The sequence below is a fragment of the Streptomyces sp. NBC_00820 genome (assembly GCF_036347055.1).
Lineage (GTDB): Bacteria > Actinomycetota > Actinomycetes > Streptomycetales > Streptomycetaceae > Streptomyces.
Genome location: NZ_CP108882.1, coordinates 6,892,838 through 6,913,107, shown reverse-complemented (window position 1 = coordinate 6,913,107; position 20,270 = coordinate 6,892,838). Strand labels below are relative to the sequence as shown.

Below are 20,270 nucleotides of genomic sequence, written 5' to 3'. Positions count from 1 at the left end.
GATGGGGGCTGCAGAGGGGACAGATGCGGGGTGTCACATGTGGGGGTGTCACATGTGGGCGCCGTGGCTGGGTGCGGGCGCCGGGGCGTGGGCGATGAGATGACGTACGAGGGTGAGCAGGGTCTGCACACCGGAGCTGGAGATCCGGGCGTCGCAGCGGACGACCGGGATGCCGGGGTCGAGGTCGAGGGCCGCGCGCACCTCGTCCGGTTCGTAACGGAACGCACCGTCGAACTCGTTGACGGCGATGACGAAGCCGAGGCCGCGCTCCTCGAAGAAGTCCACGGCCGCGAAGCACTCCTCCAGGCGGCGCGTGTCGGCGAGGATGACCGCGCCGAGCGCCCCTTCCGACAGCTCGTCCCACATGAACCAGAACCGCTCCTGCCCCGGCGTGCCGAACAGGTAGAGGACGTGCTCCGGATCGAGCGTGATCCGCCCGAAGTCCATGGCGACCGTCGTCTCGACCTTGTTCTCGATGCCGTCGAGGTTGTCCGTGGCTGCGCCGACCGTGGTGAGCAGTTCCTCCGTGCTGAGCGGCGCGATCTCGCTGACCGCTCCCACGAAGGTGGTCTTGCCGACCCCGAACCCGCCCGCGACCAGGATCTTGAGCGCGGTGGGGAACGGGTCAGAGCTGTCGTCGTAGTCCATCGAGCACTGCCTCCAGCAGAGACCGGTCAGTGGGGTTGTGGTGGAACGCGGGGGGCTTGGTGGTCAGCGCCCCGCAGTCGACGAGGTCCGAGAGCAGCACCTTGGTGACCACGGCGGGCAGTTTCAGATGCGCGGCGACCTCGGCGACCGAGACGGGCGCGCGGCCCAGGTTCAGCGCCTGCGCGTGCTCGGGGCCGAGGTAGCCGAGCGGGGTGACCCCGGTGGCCATCACCTGCGACATCAGGTCCAGGGCGATGCTCGGCTCGGTACGGCCGTTGCTGACCGTGAACGGGCGCACCAGCCGCCCGGCCGCGTCGTCCAGCCAGGGCCCGTCGCCGGCTGCGGCCACGCTCAAGGCCTCATCACCGTGGGTTCGACGGCGTGTTGCCGGGGGGCGGTCACCAGGTAGGGGCGCACGCTCTTGACCAGCATCGCCATCTCGTAGCCGAGCACGGCGGCGTCGGCCTCCCTGCCTGCGAGCACGGCGAGACAGGTGCCGGAGCCGGCCGTGGTGACGAACAGCAGCGTCGAGTCGAGCTCGACGACCACCTGCCGGACGTCCCCGCCGTCGCCGAACCGGATGCCCGCGCTCCGGCCGAGGGAGTACAGCCCGGAGGCCAGGGCCGCCATGTGGTCGGAGCTGTCGGGGTCGAGACCGTGCACGGCCTTCACCAGTCCGTCGCAGGACAGGAGCACCGCGCTGCCGGTGTGCGGTACGCGCTGCACGAGGCCGCTGAGCAGCCAGTCGAGGTCGGACGCGTGGGCGCTCGGCGCATCGCTCGCCATGGTGGATCGACTCCTTGGGGTACGAAGGTCAGCGCGAGCGCTGGGAGTGGGGGTGGAGGTCGCGGTGGGGGTGGGGGTGGGGATGGGGGTGGAAAGGGAGGCGCGGGTCGGACGGCGAGTGGGAGTGACGGGGGTCATCCGGCCGTTGCGCTCCCGTCGGATCGGCCGGCGGCCTCGGGCGCCGCGTCGGGCGCGGCTGCGGGGGCCGGCGTGTGGACGTGCGGCTGAGACGCGGGGACCGCGTTCAGGGGGTCCACGGGGGTGGGGGATGCGGGGGTGGTGGATGCGGGCGTGGGATCCGTGTAGGTCCTCTCCCCGTTCGCGGGTTCGATGCAGGACAGCTCCATGGGCGCGGAACCCATGTGCACGGCGTTCATGTGCGCCGCGTTCAGGTGCGCAACACCCATGTGCGCGGAGTTCATGTGCGCGGAATTCGTTCCTGTCGTCTCCAGGACGTACGCCGCCCCGTCGGCCGGCTCCATGGACACGGAGTCCGTGTGCACGGCATCCATGTGCGCGGCGTCTGTGTGCCCGGCATCCGTGTCCGCCGAACCCAGGTATGCCGGCACGCCGTCCACCGACCCCATGGGTGCCGCCTCAATGTGTGCCGGCTCCATAGGGGCCGCCCCCATGGGTGTCGGCTCCATGTACGCCGCCTCCACGGGATACGACTCCCCGTACGCCTGCTCCGCCGACTCCGCGGCCTCCATGTGCTGCTGTGCCTCGGCCAGTCCGATCCCGCGCTGGAAGGCGGCCATCAGGCCGGGGTCGTGCCCGGGGACCGTGTCACCGTCCTGGCGGGGGGCGGGGCCGCCGCGCAGCTGGGGCACGATGTGCTCCTGGGCGCGCCGGCGGGGCAGTTGGGGTTTGTCCATGGTGCCGCGGACCACTCCGTCGCGCGGGGTGGGCACGGCACCGGCGTGGGCCTCGACCACGGGACGGTGCTCGGCGCTGATGCCGGGGACGGCCTCGGCAGGGTTGGGCCGCTGCTCCTGGGCGCCCCGTACCGGGAGCGGCGGCGGTGTGCCCGCGTTCTCGGCGCCGCCGTTCTTCCCGGCACCGCCCCTGCCGCCGCCGCGCTGCGCGTGCCGCCGCCGGCCGGTGGCCGGTGGCTGACCGGAACCGTTCACGCCCGCCTTGGCCACCGCGTCCGCCCCGGACGGAAGTTGCTGCGGAGGGACGGGCATCCGCGCGTCCCCCGCCGCCTCCAGCACCCCATGCACACCGGTGTCGGAACCGGAACCGGAACCGGAACCAAAACCGGTACCGACACCCGCACCCGCACCCGCACCCGCACCCGCACCAAGCACACCCGGCGCCGTCCCCAGCAACGCCTGCGGGACGACGAGTACGGCCTGGACGCCGCCGTAGATGTTGGTCTGCAGGCGCACGCTGATGCCGTGCCGGCGGGCGAGCTGTGAGACGACGTACAGCCCGATGCGGCCGTCGGCCAGGAGGCTGGCCACGTTGACCTGGTCGGGGTCGGCGAGCAGGGCGTTCATCCTGGTCTGTTCGCCGACCGGCATGCCGAGTCCGCGGTCCTCGACCTCCACGGCGAGCCCGGAGGTGACGAGGTTGGCGCGCAGCAGGACCTGGGTGTGCGGCGCGGAGAACACCGTGGCGTTCTCGACGAGTTCGGCGAGCAGATGGATGACGTCGGCGACGGCGTGGCCGCGCAGTTCGCCGTCGATGGGCGGCACCAGTTTGACCCGCGAGTACTGCTCGACCTCGGCGATGGCGGAGCGCAGCACCTCGGTCATGTCGACGGGGTTGCTCCACTGCCGCCGGGAGACCGCGCCGCCGAGGACGGCGAGGTTCTCGGCGTGGCGGCGGATGCGGGTCGCCAGGTGGTCGACGTGGAAGAGGCCCTTGAGCAGGTCGGGGTCCTCGATCTCGTTCTCGAGGTCGTCGAGGATCGAGATCTCGCGGTGCACGAGGGACTGGAGGCGTCGTGCGAGGTTGACGAAGACTTCGAGCTTCTGCTCGCTGCCGGTGTGGCTGGAGAGCTGGGCGGCCTGCACGACGGCGGTGACTGCGCCGTCGTGCGCGCGCGCCAGGTCGGCGGCGAGCAGCTCGAAGTCGTCCGCGTCCGCGGGCGGTCTGCGGCGCGGCTTGCGCTGCGGCGGGGTGTCGCCCCGGCGCATGGCCTCCACGAGACCCCGCAGGTCGGCCTCGCCGCGCGCGGCGCTGCGGCGCAGGGCCCCGACGCGCTCGGTGACCGAACGGGCGGCGCGGTCGGCGGCCACGGCGGCGATGAGGATGCCCGCGACGGTCACGGTGACGGCCGCGGCCAGGACCGCCCAGAGGGTGATGCCGGTACGCGCTCCCGTGGAACGGATGCTGAACATGACGGCCGCGGTGGCGCTGAGCGCGACCGCGACGGGCGGGAGCACGGCGAGCCGCATGAGCTGGGGCCGTATGTGTGTCTCGGGCAGTTCGGGAGCGGTTCGGGCGACCGGCCGTCCGTGCCGGCCGCCTTCTTTGCGGTCGGTTCGGGCGGCCGGTGCACGGAGATGAGACATCTGCGTCCTCGTACTGGTCCGTCGGGCCTGGAATTCCACGCGCGGTGCGCGATACGGGCATGGGCGATCGCGGTGTCGGACGGCGGGAAAAGCCGACGGAAACAGGCCTTGCGCCACCCGACGGACACTCACGGTAGTTGCCTGCGCATGGCGTTCGGAGGCCAGTTGGCAAACTCCCCCACGCAGCATCCCGCTCTGGTATTAAGCGTCGTACGGCCGATCGATAACCGCGTCGAATTCCCGAGACGAAGGAAAGTGAAATCGATCTGAATCGATCAGAAATGGCCATCGGAAAACAGCAAGGGCCGGTGCGCACAGATGTGCACCGGCCCTTTTCCTGACAGGCGGGTCAGTCGCGGGGGAACGGGTGGAGCAGCGGCTGCCCGGCGGCGAAGCGCCGGACCTGGTCGACGACGAGGCGTTCCGCGCGGGGACGGAACGCGGCTGAGCCACCGGCGACGTGGGGGGTGAGGAGCACCCCGGGGGCATGCCACAAGGGGTGGTCGGCGGGCAGCGGCTCGGGGTCGGTGACGTCGAGGGCGGCGCGCAGCCTGCCGCCGCGCGTCTCGGCGAGCAGGGCCTCGGTGTCGAGCGTCCGGCCCCGGCCCACGTTGACCACGAGCGCTCCGTCGGGCAGCGCGGCCAGTTCCTTGGGCCCGAAGAGACCGACCGTGTCCGGGTTCTCGGGCAGCACGAGGACGACGATGTCGGTCTCCGGGAGCAGACCGGGCAGGTCGGCCACGGCGTGGACGCCCTCCTCGGGGCGGGCGCGCCGGGCGACCCGGACGACCTGGGCCTCGCAGGCGAGCAGGCGCCGCTCCAGGGCTGCACCGATGGAGCCGTAGCCGACGATCGTCACGCGGGCGTCGGCGAGGGAGCGCGTGAAGTGGGGTTCCCAGCGGCCGGCGGCCTGGTCGGTGACCCACCGCGGGAGGTCCCGCTGCGCGGCGAGCATCAGCCCGAGGGCGTGCTCGGCGGTGGAGGCGTCGTGCAGGCCGCGGCCGTTGTGCAGGGTGACCCCGGCGGGCAGGAGCGGCAGGAGTTTCTCGACACCGGCGCTGAGCGACTGCACCGCCCGCAGGTGCGGCAGCCGGGGCAGCAGGCGTGCGGCGTCGGGCACGGCGTAGGGCATGACCCACAGCCCGATGCGGGCCAGCGCGTCCTCGGCGGGTTCGCCGTCCGGCGTCACGCCGTCCCAGACGTGCACCTCCACCCCCGGGGGCCAGGGGCCGTACCCCCGGTCCAGATCGGGCCAGGGGAGCAGTACGCCGGTGGCGGAGTGGTGAAGGGCTCTGGTCATCGGACTCTCCTTCTCGTACCGTGCTTCCCGTCCAGTGAAACACTTTCCACCTCACGGAAAACAGGGGGTCAGGGATGACAGCGACGTCACCCGCCACCGACACCGCCGCGACGCAGCCGGCGGTGCCCGCGCCCACCGGATTCTGGCGGTCGGCGCGCGCCCGGTACCTGATGCCGGTCGCGTTCGTCACGTACTCGCTCGCCTATCTCGACAAGTCCAACTACGCGATCGCGTCCGCCGGCGGCATGGCCGACGACCTGCGGCTGTCCGCCAGCGCCGACTCCCTCATCGCGGCCTCGTTCTTCCTCGGCTACTTCTTCTTCCAGATCCCGGGGACGATCTACGCCGAGCAGCGCAGCGCCCGCCGGCTGGTCGCCTGGTCGACCGTGGCCTGGGGGCTGCTCGCCGTGACGCAGGGTCTGCTGAGCAGCCCCGCCCAGCTGATCGCGGTCCGCTTCGCGCTGGGTGTCGTCGAGGGCGCGGTGCTGCCGTCGATGGTCATGCTGCTCGGACGCTGGTTCACGCGCGGCGAGCGCGGGCGGGCCAACACCTTCCTGATCCTGGGCAATCCGGTCACCGTGATGTGGCTGTCGGCGGTGTCCGGCTGGCTGGTCTCGGTCTCCGACTGGCGCGTGATGTTCATCGCCGAGGGGGTGCCCTCGGTGCTGTGGGGCCTGTGCTGCCTGTGGCTCGTCAAGGACCGCCCCGAGCAGGCTCCCGGACTGCCCGAGCACGAACTCGCCCTGCTGCGCGCCGACCTGGCCGCGGAACAGGCCGCCGCACCGCCGGTGACAGGCACGCTGCGCGAGCGGTACGGCAGGGTGCTGCGCTCCCCCGCGGTGCTCACCATGGCCACGCAGTACTTCTTCTGGTCCTTCGGCATGTACGGCTTCGTCTTCTGGCTCCCGGCCATCATCAAGAAGGGCTCCGGCGAGGGCATCGGCGCCACCGGACTGCTCACCGCGATCCCGTACGCCTGCGCGGCCGGCGCGATGCTGCTCAACTCCCGCCTGTCCGACCGCAGCGGGCGGCGGCGGGTGGCCGTGTGGCCGTGGCTGGCCTGCGGCGGACTCGCCCTGCTCGCCTCCTACGCGGCCGGCGGCAACTTCCCGCTCGCCCTCGCCCTGCTCGTGGTGGCGGGCCTGTGCCTGTACGCGCCGTACGGCCCGTACTTCGCGCTCGTCACGACCCTCGCCCCGCCCGGGATCGCGGGTGCCGCCGTCGCGCTGGTCAACTCCTTCGGCGCACTCGGCTCCTTCGCCGGGACCTACCTGGTCGGCTGGGTGCGCGGAACCCAGCTGGGCGACGCGGGCGCCTTCGGGCTGATGGCGGTGTGCGCCCTGATCGCCGCCGGACTGACCCTGGCCGTGCCCGAGCCCAGGCCCGTGACCGCCCGGCCGGCCCCGGTACGGTGATCGTCGAAGCGGCGGCCGGCCCGGCGTACGTACGACGGCCGCCGCACCCCACCCCACCGGCCCCGGCCCCGGCCCCGGCAACAGACCCAGACACAAGCGGCAGCAGCGGCAGCAGCGGCAGCAGCGGCAGCAGCGGCAGCAGCGGCACAGAACGACGGAGGCGCACACGGTGACCACACCATCCGGCGACGACATGCTGGGCCGGGGGCTGCGGCTGCTCACCGTACTGGCCGAGCACCCCGCCGGCCTCGGCGTGAGCGCCGCCGCCCGCGCCGCGCACCTCCCCGTCAGCAGCGCCCACCGCATCCTGGGCCGGCTCGTCGAGGAACGGTTCGCCGCGTACGACGAGGACACCCGGCGCTACGCCCTGGGCTCGCGCGTACTGGAGCTGTCGCGCGGTTTCCAGCGCTCGCCCGCCGGTTACTCCGCCGCCGCGGCTCCGATGCGCCGGCTCGCCGCGCGCACCGGCCTGCCCGTCATCGCGGGCGTCCTCCAGGGCGCCGACGTCCTGCTCGTCCTCTCCGTCCAGGGCACCCAGCACCTCCAGTTGCGCAGTGCGGAGGGAACCCGCAACCCCTGGCACGCCACCTCCCTCGGCAAGGCGCTCGTCGCCGGACTGCCGGAGGAGGACCGCGAGCGCCTGCTGTCGGAGCCGCTCGCGGCGGTGACCCCGCGCACGGTCACCGACCCCGACCTGCTCCGCGCCGAGCTGGCACTCGTACGACGGCGCGGCTGGGCCGAGGTCGACGAGGCGAACGAGATCGGGGTGCGCTCGATCGCGGCAGCGCTGCCCGGCATGCCCGAGGGCTCCCAGCCCCTGGCCATCTCCCTCGCCGCCACGGTGATCCTCACCGACGAGGGCCAACTCCGCGCGCACGCGCCCGCCTTGCTGGAGTGCGTGGAGGACGTCGCCGCGCGCGTGTCACCTTGAGCCGGGGCGTCCTTCGCGGCGCCCCGGCCTGACATCCCGGCCGTAGGACCGCGGCGAGGCCGCCCCGACCCTCCCGTCGCGATCGCGGCGCCCCGGCAGGCGGCCACCGCACCCCTGCGCCCCGCACCTCACGCCCCGAGCGCTCACGCCGGCGCGCCGCCGTGCCGCCGCACGGACCAAGACCCGTACCACCGCACGGACCAAGACCCGTGCCACCGTGCGGACCGAGACCCGTACCGCCGTGCGGACCGAGACCCGTACCGCCGCGCCGAACCCCGCCCACGGCGTGCACGCCGAAGGGGGTACGGACGCCGGGTGACCGGGGCCGCCACCCGCCACCCTGCCTGGTCAACTTGCCCCTGACGTAAGGCATTTCCGACAGTCCGTACGCAAGCCGACCAGTCCTTGATCATTTTCGGAACAACTTGCCGCCCAACAGTGCGAGATCGATCAATGACGGTGTGTACTGTGCACCGAACACCTCGCGAGAGGGTCACGGAATCCCCTTGCCCACTTCCTTGGAACCCATCAGATGATCGAATCACCGGACCTGGTGACGGGCGGTCTGGCCGCAGGCACGCTGTCCGCGCTGGCACTCGGCGGCAGCCTGCTGCGGTCCCTGCGCCGGCAGCACGCGTTGCGGGCCGAGCTGACCACGCTACGCACCCAACTGGAGGAAACCCAGCGGTCGTTCACTGCCGAAGCGGAGCATCTGGCGGCCCAGCGCATACCCGCCGCAGCCCGGCAGCTGACCCATCCGCATGTGACGGTGCCCGGCCCGGCGCGATCCGAGATCACCGGAACGCCGGCGGGGGTCGCCCTCGAACGGCTCCTGCTCTCGCTGCGCGCCGAACTGACCGCGCAGCGCACCCGGATCGACGCCGCCGCACAGGCCGGCCTGCGCGGTGCCACCCGCGAGATCCAGGCGGCCCTGTACCGGCTGCAGGACGCGCTGCGAGGGCTGCAGGAGCGCTACGACGAGCCCGAGTTGGCGCAGACCCTGTACGCCCTGGACCACGAGAACGAGCAGTCGCTGCGTCGGGCGCAGGTCGCCTCCGTGGTGTGCGGGGCCTGGGTGGGACTCGCCCGTGAGGAGTCCCACCTGGTGGACGCGGTGACCGGCGGGCAGGCCCGGCTCGCGGGCTACCACCGGATCAAGGTCCACAACCATCTCGAACCGGGGACCGCCCTGGTGTCGCACGCCGTCGAGCCGGTCGCCATCATCGTCGCCGAACTCCTCGACAACGCGCTGCGGCACTCCGCCCCGGAAACCGATGTCGTGGTCAACCTGGAGCACGTCCACCACGGGGTCTGTGTCACCGTCGACGACGCGGGCCTCGGCATGAGCCAGGACGAACGCGCCCGCGCCCAGCGGCTGGTGGCCGGCACCGACCCGATCCTGCTCACCGATCTCGGGGACCCGCCGCGCATGGGACTGGCCGCGATCGGCCAGCTGACCCGGCAGTTCGACCTGGGCGTCGACCTGTCGTCCCCGTCGCCGTACGGCGGCGTGCGCGCGGTGCTGCGGGTCGAGAGCCACCTGCTCAGCAGGATCGACCCGGCCGAGAAGCCGCCGGCGGCCAGCGCCCCGCGCTCGACCCGGAAGGCACCGGCCACGGACGGCGCGGCCACGCCCCGGACCGCGCCGGCCGTCTCCCCGGCCGCGCCCACCGCCGCCCCGGACGCCGACCACGGCTCCGACCACGGCTCCGGCCAGGACTCCGGCCACGGCTACGGAGCCGAACAGGAGCACACCGCCCCGGGATCCGGGCACCAGGGTCCGCGGGACTCCGGCGGTCTTCCGCAGCGGCGGCGCCGTGGCCGGGCCGACGCTCCCGCAGCGGCCACTCCCGCCGCGGCCGCTCCGGCCGGGCCGGCACGCCGCCCCGAGGAGTCGGCCGCAGCGATGGCCGCCCTCCAGCACGGAACCGCGGCCGGCCGCGCGCCCGGGCGGGCTGACACGCGGGACACCGGACCCGCACCCACCGAACCGACAGTCAACGACACCGAACCGAACAAGAACGAAGGGGGAGCGGCTCGATGACCACCAGTCGCGAAGCAGGCGACACCGTGTGGGTGCTCGACCCCATCCTGGAAGTGCCGCACGTCGTCGCCGCCGTCCTGCTCACCAGGGACGGACTCGTGACGGGCTACACCGACGCGCTGACGCAGCCCTCCGCGGAGCGGGTGGCCGCCATCACCAGCACCGTGCAGGGCGCCTGCCGTACCGCGGCGGCCGCGTTCGCCGACCGGGACCGGGCCGAGATACGCCAGGTCGTCATCGAGTCCGACCACGGATACGTCCTCATCGTGCCGACGGACCACGGCACCTGTGTCGCCGCCTACGGCGACCCCGAGGTGCGTCTGGACCTGCTCGCACACCGGGTCCACTCCCAGGTGGCCCGGCTGGGTGAGAAGGCGATGGCGGCCGCGCCCCGAGACGCCGACGGAGGCGCGCCGGCATGACCGGCCGCAGGGGCGGCCGTCCCCTGGTTCCCGCGTATCTGTCGACCGGAGGCGTCGCCCAGCCCAGCCGTCCCCATCTGGAGCGGCTGTCGGTGCTCAGCGCCGGCGACCGGACCGCGCCCGTCGATCCGGCCGCCGATCTCCCCGCCGCCCAACTGGCCCTGCTGGACCTGCTGGACGGCGGTGCGCTGACCGTGACGGAGACCGCGGCTCTGCTGGAGCTGCCGGTCTCCGCCGTGCGGGTGCTGGCCGCCGGCCTGCTCGACCGGGACCTGGTTCTCGCCCGCGCGCCGATCCCGCCCGCCGACCGCTTCGACCCCGACCTGCTGAAGAGAGTGGCCGATGGCCTCCGCGCCCTCAAGCACAACTAGCGGCATCCACCTGCCCGACACCGCCCGCGACCTGGTGAAGATCCTCGTCACGGGCCCCTTCGGGGTGGGCAAGACGACCCTGATCGACTCGGTGTCCGAGATCCGCCCCCTGCACACCGAGGAACAGCTCACCCAGGCGTCCGCCCAGGTGGACGACCTCGACGGGATCCGGGAGAAGTCGACGACGACCGTCGCCATCGACTTCGGCCGGATCAGCCTGCCGGGCGGGGTCGTGCTGTACCTGTTCGGCACCCCCGGCCAGGAGCGGTTCCGGCCGCTGTGGGATGACATCGCGTACGGGGCGCTCGGTGCGCTCGTGCTGGTCGACAGCCGTCGTATCGACGCCTCGTTCGACGTCCTCGGTCTGGTCGAGGAGACCGGGCTGCCGTACGCCGTGGCCTTCAACGCGTTCCCGGACGCGCCGCGCCACTACACCGAGGAGCAGTTGCGCGCCGCCCTCGACCTGGAGGGGCACACGCCGATGGTGACCTGTGACGCCCGGGACACCGACTCCTCCATCGACGCCCTGCTCGCCCTCGTCCAGCACCTCATCGACCGTCATCCCCCGGAGGGCCGGTGACCACCTACCCCGCTCAGCACGCCTTCTCCCGCTCCGCGCCGGTGCGCCTGTGGGAGGACGGCTTCGCGCTCGACCCGCACCGCTACTACGCCGCCCTGCGTGCCCAGGGCGCGGTCGGCTGGGCCGAACTCGCGCCGGGCGTACCGGCGTACGTCGTCACGGACCGGCGGGCCGCACTGGACCTGCTGCACGACACGGAAACGTTTTCGCACGATCCGCGCCCGTGGGAGGCGACGGTCGCCGACGACTGTCCGCTGCTCGGCATGATGCGGTGGCGGCCCAACGCGCTGTTCGCCGACGGCGACACGCACCTGCGCTACCGCACCGCGCTGATCGACGTGTTCGACCAGGTCGAGCCGCACGACCTGCGGGCCCGGGTGCACCGGGCGGTGCGGCTGCTGGTGGACCGCATCGGTCCGAACGGCGAGGCCGACCTGGTGACCGAGTTCGCCCGGCCGTTGATGGCGCTGGTCTTCAACAACCTCTTCGGGCTGCCGGACGAGGCGGGCGACCGCCTGAACGAGGGCCTCGGCAAGATGATGGAGGGTGGTCCTCAAGCCGCCGAGGGCGAGGCGGAGTTCGGGAAGTACGTCCTGGAGCTGATCGCGGCCAAGGCCGAGCGGCGCGGCGACGACCTGCCGAGCCGGCTGCTGGACCATCCGGCCGGGCTGACCGCGGAGGAGGTCACCTGGCAGATGTTCCTCACCCTCGGCGCGGGTCACGAGCCGACCGCGAACCTGGTGTCCAACGCGCTCTCCCGCATCCTCGGCAACCCGGCGTACTACTCCACGCTCACCAGCGGCGCGCGTCCCGTGATGGACGCCGTGGTGGAGGTCCTGCACCACGAGACGCCGCTGGCGAACTACGGCATCCACTTCGCCCGGGAGGCGGTCTCCTTCCACGGGGCGTGGATCCGGGCCGCGGTGCCGGTCGTCATCTCCTACGGGGCGCTGGCCCACACCGCGGAGCAGGCGGCCGGGGGCAGCCGCAGGCCGCGGGACGCCTCCCATCTGTCCTGGTCGGCGGGCCCGCACGGCTGCCCCGTCAAGCAGCACACGCTGCTCATCGCCACGGAGGCCATCGAACGCCTCACCCAGTGGCTGCCCGATCTGGAGCCGGTCCTGCCGCGCGAGCACCTCAGCTGGCGGCCCGGTCCCTTCCACCGCTCGCTGACGTCGCTGCCCGTGCGGTTCAGTCCCCGATCCCCCCGTCCTTCTGGAGAGTTGCCGTGACCGTGACCGACCCCGTCGACCGCGTCGTCATCGACCCGTTCGGCACCGACATCTCCGCAGAGATCGCCAAGCTGCGCGCCCTCGGCCCGATCGTGCCCGTCGAACTGCCCGGAGGCATACCGGCCTGGGCGCCCACCGGATACGACGTCCTCAAGGAACTGATCCTCGACCCACAGGTCAGCAAGGACCCCCGGCTGCACTGGCGGTTGTGGCCCGAGCTCGGCGAACACCCTTCCTGGGGCTGGGTCCTGGGCTGGGTGGGCGTCGTCAACATGTTCACCACGTACGGCCCGGAGCACGCGCGGCTGCGCAAGCTGGTGGCGCCGAGCTTCACGCACAAGCGCACCGAGGCGATGCGCCCGCGCGTGGAGGCGATCACGGCCGAGCTGCTCGACACCGTGGAGAAGGCGGGCGCCGACGGCGGACCGGTGGACGTCAAGCAGCTGTTCGCGCACGAGCTGCCGATGCGGATGATCTGCGAACTGTTCGGTGTGCCCGCGGAGATGCGGGGGGACACCGCCGAGCTCATCGCGGCCATCATGGACACCTCCGACCCGGGCCCGGAGCACACCGCGTTCGTGCAGGAGCGGATCGGGACGGTGCTGGGCGGCCTGATCGCGCTCAAGGTCGAGCACCCGGGCGACGACATGACCACGGAGCTGATCCGGGTCCGCGACGAGGACGGCGACCGGCTCAGCGACGAGGAGCTGCTGTACACGCTGCTGCTGGTGATCGGCGCCGGTTTCGAGACCACCGTCAACCTCATCGGCAACGCCGTCGTCGCCCTGCTGACCGACCCGGGGCAGCTGGCGGCCGTACGGTCCGGTGAGATCTCCTGGGACGCGGTGATCGACGAGACGCTGCGGGTGCACCCCTCGATCACCTCCCTGCCGCTGCGCTACGCGGTCAGCGACCTCAAGGTCGGGGAGGTCACCATTCCGGCCGGGGACGCCATCATCACGACGTACGCCGCCGCGGGGCTGGACCCGGCGCACTACGGCGACGACGCGCACGTCTTCGATGCCGCGCGCGGCGCCGACGACCACATGGCGTTCGGCATCGGTGTGCACCGCTGCATCGGCGCGCCGCTGGCCCGGATGGAGGCCCTGACGGCGCTGCCCGCGCTGTTCGACCGCTTCCCCGGTCTGGCGCCGGCCTTCGAGGAGGGTGAGCTGCGGCAGGTGCCGTCGTTCATCGCCTTCGGCTGGCAGGAGGTGCCGGTCCGGCTGCGGGGCTGAGCGTGACGCGGGGCGCGACCGGTTACCCCGTTCCGGTCGCCCCTCCTCCACGCCCGGACCGCTGAACCCGCGTGCGGACAGCGGCGTCGGCTGTCGCCCTGGGTCCCACCGCGGGCGGACGGGCCGGGCATGCTCGCACGGACACGCGATGCCGCGCCGGTGTCACCGGTCGCAGGCGAGGTCGATGTCCGTCCGGGGGGCTTCGGGCGAGATCCGCGGCGCCTCGGGGCGGCGCCAGGGACGGTCGATCGGCGCCGACACGGTTCGCCACCAGGCCTGGGCCGGGAGGGTGCCCGCCGGCTCGAAGGGTTCACCCGGCCGGGGGAACGCGGCCGCCTGGCCGGCCTCCTCGGCGGCGTCCCTCGTCCACTCCCCCGGCTCCGCCCACGGGTGGAAGGCCAGGTTGAAGGTCCCCCAGTGGATCGGCAGCAGCACGCCGTGCGGCGTGCCGCCCTGGAGGTCGAGGTGCGCGCGCACCCCCTCCTGCGGCGTCATGTGGATGTCGGTCCAGTACTCGCTGTACGCGCCGATCTGGATCATCGTGACGTCGAAGGGGCCGTGCGCGGCGCCGATGTCCTGGAAGCCGTCGAAGTAGCCGGTGTCACCGCTGTGGTAGATCCGGTGTTCGTCGCCCTCGACGACCCAGGACGCCCACAGGGTGTGCTGGGTGTTGCGCAGCCCGCGGCCGCAGAAGTGGCGGGCCGGGGTGGCGGTGAGGGTGAGGCCGCCGACCTTGGCGGATTCGTGCCAGTCCAGCTCGCGCAGCCGGTCCGGGGACACTCCCCAGTGTTCGAGGTGGGCGCCGACGCCGAGCGGCACGGCGAACAGGGTGTCGGTGCCGGCCAGCGCCTTGATCGTGGGCATGTCGAGGTGGTCGTAGTGGTCGTGCGAGATGACGACGACGTCGACCGGGCCGAGCGCGGCGAGCGGCAGCGGCACCGGGTGCAGCCGCCTGGGTCCGGCGAAGGGGAACGGGGAGCAGCGCTCGCCCCAGACGGGGTCGAACAGGACACGGTGACCGTCTATCTCCGCGAGCACGCTGGAGTGCCCCATCCAGGTCACGCGCAACCCGGTGACCGGCGGCTTCGCCAGGTCGGCGAAGGTGGTGGCGTGCACCGGGAGGGTGCCGTCGGGGGCGCGCAGGGGCCGCGTGTCCTGGTCGAAGTACATCTTCGCCAGGTCCAGCGGGGAGGCGGAGGGCCGGGTGTGCGCGGTGCCGCCGGGGTTCTGGAAGACGCCGTCCTTGAAGTGGGGCGAGCGACGGATGCGCGCGAGGCGCTCACCTCGAGGTTCCGCGCCGAAGGCTTCGGGCTGTAGCGCGCGGAGCCCGAAACTCTGGGAACGCAGACCGGTCACGGTACCTCCAGGTGGCATGGCTGAGGTCTCCATTATGGTCGGCCGGCCGGCGTACCGGAGGGGTGGCTCCGGTGTGTCCCCTCACATCCCACGTCACTACTGAACCTCTGTTCAGCGCATTGACATGGCCCGAACCCACTCCGGATACTGACCTGCCGTTCAGTATCCGGAGGAGACCCCATGACCGCGCCCCTGATGTCGATCGTCTGGACCGACCACGTCACCGGCCGCCGGGGTTTCCTGGTCGTCGACCGGCTGGTGCGGGGCGTGGCCAGCGGCGGGTTGCGCATGCGGCCCGGCTGCACCCTGGAGGAGGTCACCGGACTCGCGCGCGGCATGACGATGAAGGAGGCCCTGCACTACGACCCCGAGGGCCGTTACGTCCCCCTGGGCGGCGCCAAGGGCGGCATCGACTGCGATCCGCGGGACCCGGAGGCGTACGGGCTGCTGGTGCGTTATCTGCGTGCCGTGCGGCCGCACGTCGAGAGCTTCTGGACCACCGGTGAGGACCTCGGCCTCACCCAGGACCTGGTGGACCGCGCGGCGGCGGAGGCCGGTCTGGTCTCCTCGATCCAGGCGGTGTACCCGCTGCTGGACGACGAGACGGCCGCCCGTGAGCGGCTCGCGGACGCCTTCGCGGTCGAGGTGGACGGCATCGGCCTGGACGAGCTGGTCGGCGGCTGCGGCGTCGCCGAGTCGGTCCTCGCGGCCCTGGACCGGGCGTCGGTGCCGTACCGGGGGACCCGGGTGGCCGTGCAGGGCCTCGGCACGATGGGCGGGGCCACGGCACGCTTCCTCACGCGCGCGGGTCTGACGGTCGTGGCCGTCGCCGACGTGAAGGGGACGATCGCCAACCCGGCCGGCCTCGACGTCGAGGCGCTGCTGGCCGCACGGGACGCGTTCGGCACCGTCGACCGCTCCGCGCTACGTCCCGGCGACCACGAACTGCCGGGCGACGCCTGGCTGTCCGCCGGGGCGGACGTGCTGGTGCCCGCCGCCGTGTCGTACGCGATCGACCCGGTCAACCAGGCGGGGATCACGGCTCGTTGGATCGTCGAGGCCGCCAACATGCCCGTGCTGCCCGAGGCGGAGGAACTGCTGGCCGCGCGCGGGGTGACCGTGCTGCCCGACGTGGTGGTCAACTCCGGGACGAACGCGTGGTGGTGGTGGACCCTGTTCGGGGACATCGGCCCGTTCGCCGACGAGGCGTTCGAGCGGGTGCGCCGCTCGATGCGCACCCTCATCGACCTGATGCTGGCCCGTGCGGAGGCCGACGGCACGACCCCGCGCGCCGCCGCGCACGCCCTGGTGGACGACCGGCTGCCGGTGATCGCGGAACGCTTCGGCTGGTACCGGTGACCGGCACGCCCCGCTCCACCCGCTCCACGCGTTCCCGGCCCACGGATTAGGGTGACCGCGTGGCTAGAGTGCGGTTGAGCGTGGCCGAGCGGCGGGAGGAGCTGCTGCGGGCCGCCATCGAGCAGATCGGGGCGAGGGGCGTGGCGGCGGTCAGGATCGCCGATGTGGCCGCCTCGCTCGGGGTGAGCAACGCGCTGGTGCTGTACCACTTCTCGACGAAGGAGAAGCTGGTCTCCGCCGCGTTCACCCATGCCGCGGAGGGGGACCTCGCGCATCTGCGCAAGCTGCTGGGCCGGCGCACCTCCGCGCTGCGCCGGCTGCGGGCGGCCGTACGGTGGTACGCGCCCACGGGCCAGGCCAAGGGCTGGCGGCTGTGGATCGAGGGCTGGGCGGTGTCGCTGCGCGAGCCCGCCCTCCGGGAGGTCACCCGGGACCTCGACCGGCGGTGGAAGGCCTCGATCACCGAGGTCATCGCCGAAGGCGTGGCCGCGGGCGAGTTCGACTGCCCCGACCCGGCGGACGCGGCCCTGCGGCTGACGGCCCTCCTGGACGGGCTGGCCGTGCAGATGACGTCGTATCCGGGCGCGATCCCGCGAACCCGGGCCCAGGCATGGGCGGATGAGGCTCTGGACCGCGAACTGGGTCTGGGGCGCGAGGCGTTGACCGAGCGGGAGCAGTGAGCCGAGCGGGAGCGGTGAGCCGCACAGGAAGGGTGAGCTGCCACTCGAAGGACCGACCTGCACCAGTCCGGCATCGGGCGAGCGCGGGCGGGGCGCGGACGGCCGCGGGCGGGCGGCGGCCCGTGACGTCCTCACGGGCGTCCGGTCGCCGCCTGTCCGCGGTGGCGCGGCCCAAAGGCGGGGCGTCAGGCCACCGCCGCGATCCGCATCTTGATGGCGTCCGGCGACAGGGTGCCCTTCGCCGTCACGTGGTCGCCGGAGGACTCGCCGCGCAGGCGCCGGCCGATCCACGGGACGAGGTACTCGCGGGCCCAGTGGACGTCGTCGCGACGGATCTCCAGCGTGCCCCGGGGCGGGAGCGGCGGCCAGGGCTGCTCCGGATCGGCCGGGATCGCCAGGCCGAGGGCCTGGCCCGCGCGCAGCGCCACGCGCGTGTGCCCCTCCGGCGAGAGGTGCAGCCGGTCGTCGTCCCAGGCCCTGCGGTCCTGCACGGACTTCAGGGACCACAGGTCGAGCACGGGACAGCCGTACCGGTCGGCGACGGCGCGTACGTGCCCGTTGTACGTGGCGATCTTGCCCCGCATGTGCTTGAACACCGGGACGCCACGGGTGTCGAAGCCGGTCGTCACCAGTACGGTGCCCGCGGCCTCGGTCAGTCGGGCCACCGCCCGCTCGAAGCGCTCGGCGACCTCGTCCGGGTCGGTGCCGGGCCGGATGATGTCGTTGCCGCCCGCACAGACGGAGACGAGGTCCGGGGCCAGTTCGGCGACCCTCGGCACCTGTTCGGCCACGATCTGGTCGAGCAGTCTGCCGCGCACGGCCAGGTTCGTGTACGCGAAGTCGCCCTCGGGCCGCCGGTCGGCGAGCAGGACCGCGAACCGGTCGGCCCACCCGACGAACGCCCCGTCTGGGCCGGGGTCGCCGACGCCCTCGGTGAAGCTGTCCCCCACCGCCACGTACGACCCGATCACTGATCTGTTGTCATTCTTCGAATCGTCTGCCACAGGAATGCATGATTCACCCTGCGATGTGACCTACGCGACCGTAGGAAGGGGTTGACGGGGGGTGAGATAAGACACTCATAAATGATTTGCCATCCAGGAATACGCTTCGTGGCGGGCGCGTTGACCGTGCGATCACCCCCGCACTCGGATCCGGCGCAGCCGGACGACCGCCGCGTCGAGGTCGCCCCGCAGCCGCAGGCGCAGCCCGTGGTGCAGCAGCACGGCTCCCCGGTGCACTTCGCCGGTCTCGCGGCACGCGTACGACGCCGTCGGGTCGAGCCCCCTCAGCCGCAGCGCCGGCACCGGCTCGCCGTAACGCTGGGCCTGGAGGCAGGCGAGGACCACCGTCTCGTCCCCGAGGACGTACTGCACCGCGCTCAGGCCGTCCGTCCGTTCCGCTCCTCCCGTCCCTCCCGCCCCGCCCGTCGGCGGCCGCAGCCGGTACAGGTCGCCGCGTTGCACGACGGGGCGGATCTCCTTGTACAGCTCCACCCACCCCCGGGCCTCGGCCAGTTCCTCCGCGGTCCACGCGGTGAGGTCGCCACCGATGCCGAGCACGCCCGCCATGGAGCTGACGAAGCGGAAGCGCAGCGAGCTGTGGCGCCCGTTGAGCTGGGTGTTGGGGCTGTCGGTGACCCAGGCGGCCATGACCCGCGCGGGGTGGATCTGGCTGAAGCCGTGCTGGATGGCGAGGCGGTCGAGCGGGTCGGTGTTGTCGGACGTCCACACCTGGTCGGTGCGGCCGAGCACCCCGAGGTCGATCCGGCCGCCGCCGCCCGAGCACGACTCGAAGGCGACCTCGGGGTGGGCCGCCCGCAGCCGGTCGAGCAGGCCGTACAGCGCGCGGACATGGTCCACCCACAGCCGCTGCGGGTAGGGCTCCCCGGGCCAGCCGGCGTCGGTGAAGCAGCGGTTGAAGTCCCACTTCACGTAGTCGATCGGTGCGCCGGCCAGGAGCGCGTCGAGCTGTTCCCACAGGTGTTCGCGGACGTCCTCGCGGGCGAGGTTGAGGACGAGCTGGTTGCGGAACTCGGTGCGCCCGCGCCCCGGCTGGTACTGCACCCAGTCGGGGTGGGCGCGGTAGAGGTCGCTGTCGGGGTTGACCATCTCGGGCTCGACCCAGATGCCGAAGCGCATGCCAAGTCCGTGCACCTGGTCGGCGAGCGGCTTGAGGCCGCGCGGGAAGCGGTCGGGGCTGGGGGTCCAGTCGCCGAGTCCGGCCCGGTCGCTGGTGCGGGCGCCGAACCAGCCGTCGTCCACGACGAACAGTTCGACGCCGATCTCCGCCGCCCGCCGGGCGAGGGCGGCCTGCTGTTCCTCGGAGATGTCGAAGTTCGTCGCCTCCCAGGAGTTGAACAGCACCGGCCGGTCCCGCTCCGCGTCCGGGATGACATGCGCCCGCTGGTAGGCATGCCAGGCACGGCTGGCACCGCCGAAGCCGCCGTCGCTCCACAGGCCCGCGAAGACGGGGGTGGTGTACGACTCCCCCGGCGCGAGCCGCAGCAGGCCCGAGTCGTCGTGGCCGGCGCCGCCGGTGATCTGTACCCGCGCGTCGGGGAGCTGGGCGACGGCGATGCGCCAGGAGCCGGACCAGCCGAGCGCGCAGCCGTAGACCTCGCCGTGCTCCTCGGTGGCGTCGGTGTCCAGCGCGACCCAGGGCAGGTGCTGGTGGCCGGTGTGGCCGCGGCGGCTGCCGATGATCTTCTCGCCGTAGGTCAGGGGCGCGGTGGTGAGCAGGGACTCGGCGGCCCAGCGGCCGTGCAGCTGGGACAGCCGCCGGCCCTCGCGGTCGGGCAGCGTCCAGGTGGCGGAGTCGGCGCGCAGCAGCTCCACGGGCGCGTGGCCGGCGTTCGCCACCGTCACCCAGCGCTCCACGACGTCCCCGCGCATCCGGTAGTGCAGGGTCACGGCGAGCCCGTCGTCGTCGAAGCGCAGCCGCAACTCCGCGCCGCCGTCACTCCCGGCGTCCCCCGGCCCGCCGGAGCCACCGGCACCACTGGGACCACCGGCACCACCGGCACCACCGGCACCGTCTTGGACGCCGTCAGCGCCCCGACCCCGGCCCCGGATGTCGTACGACACGAAGCGCCACTCGGTGCCGCGCCGTTCCCCGGTGCGCACGGACAGGGCGGGGCGGGTGAAGCGGGGGCCGCCCTCTACGGGGTACTCCTCGCGGCCGTCGAGCGGGGACTCGAAGGGCCGGTACCCGGGCAGCGGATGGGCCGCCAGTTCCTCCGCGTCGGCGAGGGCGATGCGCGCGCCCCAGTGGAGGTGCACCAGCTCGTCCGCCTCGGTGAGGTGCAGGGCGTAGCTGCTGCCGGGCCCCGACAGGAGCCAGGTGCGACCGTTCCGGGCGATGTCGACCATCGAGACCTCACAGGT

General features: G+C 72.8%; 18 protein-coding genes. 10 read left to right on the top strand and 8 right to left on the bottom strand.

Features of this window, described 5'->3' with window-relative positions; genetic code table 11:
- Positions 1-48 precede the first annotated feature (48 nt).
- The 5 genes from OIB37_RS30835 to OIB37_RS30815 form a co-directional block, all read right to left on the bottom strand.
- Positions 49-648, bottom strand: coding sequence for a GTP-binding protein (locus OIB37_RS30835; protein ID WP_330460891.1), 600 nt, complete (start codon positions 646-648; stop codon positions 49-51).
- Positions 626-997: a DUF742 domain-containing protein gene (locus OIB37_RS30830; protein WP_330460890.1), complete on the bottom strand. Its 372-nt coding sequence runs from the start codon at positions 995-997 to the stop codon at positions 626-628. The genes OIB37_RS30835 and OIB37_RS30830 overlap by 23 nt, the downstream gene beginning before the upstream one ends.
- Before the next feature lie 2 nt (positions 998-999).
- On the bottom strand, positions 1,000-1,434 hold the full coding sequence (locus OIB37_RS30825; protein ID WP_330460889.1) for a roadblock/LC7 domain-containing protein: 435 nt from the start codon (positions 1,432-1,434) through the stop codon (positions 1,000-1,002).
- 134 nt (positions 1,435-1,568) lie between these two features.
- Positions 1,569-3,956 (bottom strand): ATP-binding protein, encoded by a 2,388-nt coding sequence (locus OIB37_RS30820; protein ID WP_443058224.1) that lies wholly within the window; start codon positions 3,954-3,956, stop codon positions 1,569-1,571.
- Positions 3,957-4,305: 349 nt separating this feature from the next.
- The gene (locus tag OIB37_RS30815; protein WP_330460888.1) at positions 4,306-5,256 is read right to left on the bottom strand and encodes a 2-hydroxyacid dehydrogenase; all 951 of its coding nucleotides are present in this window, start codon (positions 5,254-5,256) and stop codon (positions 4,306-4,308) included.
- Positions 5,257-5,330: 74 nt separating this feature from the next.
- Here OIB37_RS30815 and OIB37_RS30810 point away from each other — a divergent pair, with 74 nt between their 5' ends.
- The 8 genes from OIB37_RS30810 (at position 5,331) to OIB37_RS30775 (ending at position 13,489) form a co-directional block, all read left to right on the top strand.
- A complete protein-coding gene (locus OIB37_RS30810; protein ID WP_330460887.1) occupies positions 5,331-6,671 on the top strand; it encodes an MFS transporter in 1,341 nt (446 codons plus the stop codon).
- Positions 6,672-6,840: 169 nt separating this feature from the next.
- Entirely contained in the window at positions 6,841-7,602 is a 762-nt protein-coding gene (locus tag OIB37_RS30805; protein ID WP_330460886.1) for an IclR family transcriptional regulator, read from the top strand.
- A 532-nt stretch (positions 7,603-8,134) separates the two neighbouring features.
- Positions 8,135-9,646 carry an ATP-binding protein gene (locus tag OIB37_RS30800; protein ID WP_330460885.1) on the top strand — a complete coding sequence of 504 codons (1,512 nt, stop codon included), beginning with the start codon at positions 8,135-8,137 and terminating at the stop codon, positions 9,644-9,646.
- Positions 9,643-10,068 carry a roadblock/LC7 domain-containing protein gene (locus tag OIB37_RS30795; protein WP_330460884.1) on the top strand — a complete coding sequence of 142 codons (426 nt, stop codon included), beginning with the start codon at positions 9,643-9,645 and terminating at the stop codon, positions 10,066-10,068. The genes OIB37_RS30800 and OIB37_RS30795 overlap by 4 nt, the downstream gene beginning before the upstream one ends.
- Positions 10,065-10,439 (top strand): DUF742 domain-containing protein, encoded by a 375-nt coding sequence (locus OIB37_RS30790; RefSeq protein WP_330460883.1) that lies wholly within the window; start codon positions 10,065-10,067, stop codon positions 10,437-10,439. The genes OIB37_RS30795 and OIB37_RS30790 overlap by 4 nt, the downstream gene beginning before the upstream one ends.
- Positions 10,411-11,019, top strand: coding sequence for a GTP-binding protein (locus tag OIB37_RS30785; protein ID WP_330460882.1), 609 nt, complete (start codon positions 10,411-10,413; stop codon positions 11,017-11,019). The genes OIB37_RS30790 and OIB37_RS30785 overlap by 29 nt, the downstream gene beginning before the upstream one ends.
- On the top strand, positions 11,016-12,251 hold the full coding sequence (locus OIB37_RS30780) for a cytochrome P450 (protein WP_330460881.1): 1,236 nt from the start codon (positions 11,016-11,018) through the stop codon (positions 12,249-12,251). Before OIB37_RS30785 ends, OIB37_RS30780 begins: the two co-directional genes overlap by 4 nt.
- Positions 12,248-13,489, top strand: coding sequence for a cytochrome P450 family protein (locus tag OIB37_RS30775; protein WP_330460880.1), 1,242 nt, complete (start codon positions 12,248-12,250; stop codon positions 13,487-13,489). Before OIB37_RS30780 ends, OIB37_RS30775 begins: the two co-directional genes overlap by 4 nt.
- Positions 13,490-13,651: 162 nt before the next feature.
- Here OIB37_RS30775 and OIB37_RS30770 read toward each other — a convergent pair whose 3' ends face one another.
- Positions 13,652-14,845: an MBL fold metallo-hydrolase gene (locus OIB37_RS30770; protein WP_330460879.1), complete on the bottom strand. Its 1,194-nt coding sequence runs from the start codon at positions 14,843-14,845 to the stop codon at positions 13,652-13,654.
- Between the two features lie 180 nt (positions 14,846-15,025).
- Here OIB37_RS30770 and OIB37_RS30765 point away from each other — a divergent pair, with 180 nt between their 5' ends.
- Positions 15,026-16,204: a glutamate dehydrogenase gene (locus tag OIB37_RS30765; protein WP_330460878.1), complete on the top strand. Its 1,179-nt coding sequence runs from the start codon at positions 15,026-15,028 to the stop codon at positions 16,202-16,204.
- 59 nt (positions 16,205-16,263) lie between these two features.
- A complete protein-coding gene (locus OIB37_RS30760) occupies positions 16,264-16,884 on the top strand; it encodes a TetR/AcrR family transcriptional regulator (RefSeq protein ID WP_330460877.1) in 621 nt (206 codons plus the stop codon).
- Between the two features lie 185 nt (positions 16,885-17,069).
- Here OIB37_RS30760 and OIB37_RS30755 read toward each other — a convergent pair whose 3' ends face one another.
- Together OIB37_RS30755 and OIB37_RS30750 are read right to left on the bottom strand one after the other, a co-directional pair.
- Complete coding sequence (locus OIB37_RS30755) at positions 17,070-17,855, bottom strand: SGNH/GDSL hydrolase family protein (RefSeq protein WP_330460876.1); 786 nt, start codon at positions 17,853-17,855, stop codon at positions 17,070-17,072.
- A gap of 165 nt (positions 17,856-18,020) precedes the next feature.
- On the bottom strand, positions 18,021-20,255 hold the full coding sequence (locus OIB37_RS30750; RefSeq protein WP_330462027.1) for an alpha-galactosidase: 2,235 nt from the start codon (positions 20,253-20,255) through the stop codon (positions 18,021-18,023).
- Between the last annotated feature and the right edge of the window lie 15 nt (positions 20,256-20,270).

Excerpts from the sequence above, each read along its gene's own strand:
- OIB37_RS30835 (WP_330460891.1), bottom strand. The coding sequence starts at position 648 with ATGGACTACGACGACAGCTCTGACCCGTTCCCCACCGCGCTCAAGATC.
- OIB37_RS30825 (WP_330460889.1), bottom strand. The coding sequence starts at position 1,434 with ATGGCGAGCGATGCGCCGAGCGCCCACGCGTCCGACCTCGACTGGCTG.
- OIB37_RS30820 (WP_443058224.1), bottom strand. The coding sequence starts at position 3,956 with ATGTCTCATCTCCGTGCACCGGCCGCCCGAACCGACCGCAAAGAAGGC.
- OIB37_RS30815 (WP_330460888.1), bottom strand. The coding sequence starts at position 5,256 with ATGACCAGAGCCCTTCACCACTCCGCCACCGGCGTACTGCTCCCCTGG.
- OIB37_RS30810 (WP_330460887.1), top strand. The coding sequence starts at position 5,331 with ATGACAGCGACGTCACCCGCCACCGACACCGCCGCGACGCAGCCGGCG.
- OIB37_RS30800 (WP_330460885.1), top strand. The coding sequence starts at position 8,135 with ATGATCGAATCACCGGACCTGGTGACGGGCGGTCTGGCCGCAGGCACG.
- OIB37_RS30795 (WP_330460884.1), top strand. The coding sequence starts at position 9,643 with ATGACCACCAGTCGCGAAGCAGGCGACACCGTGTGGGTGCTCGACCCC.
- OIB37_RS30790 (WP_330460883.1), top strand. The coding sequence starts at position 10,065 with ATGACCGGCCGCAGGGGCGGCCGTCCCCTGGTTCCCGCGTATCTGTCG.
- OIB37_RS30785 (WP_330460882.1), top strand. The coding sequence starts at position 10,411 with ATGGCCTCCGCGCCCTCAAGCACAACTAGCGGCATCCACCTGCCCGAC.
- OIB37_RS30765 (WP_330460878.1), top strand. The coding sequence starts at position 15,026 with ATGACCGCGCCCCTGATGTCGATCGTCTGGACCGACCACGTCACCGGC.
- OIB37_RS30750 (WP_330462027.1), bottom strand. The coding sequence starts at position 20,255 with ATGGTCGACATCGCCCGGAACGGTCGCACCTGGCTCCTGTCGGGGCCC.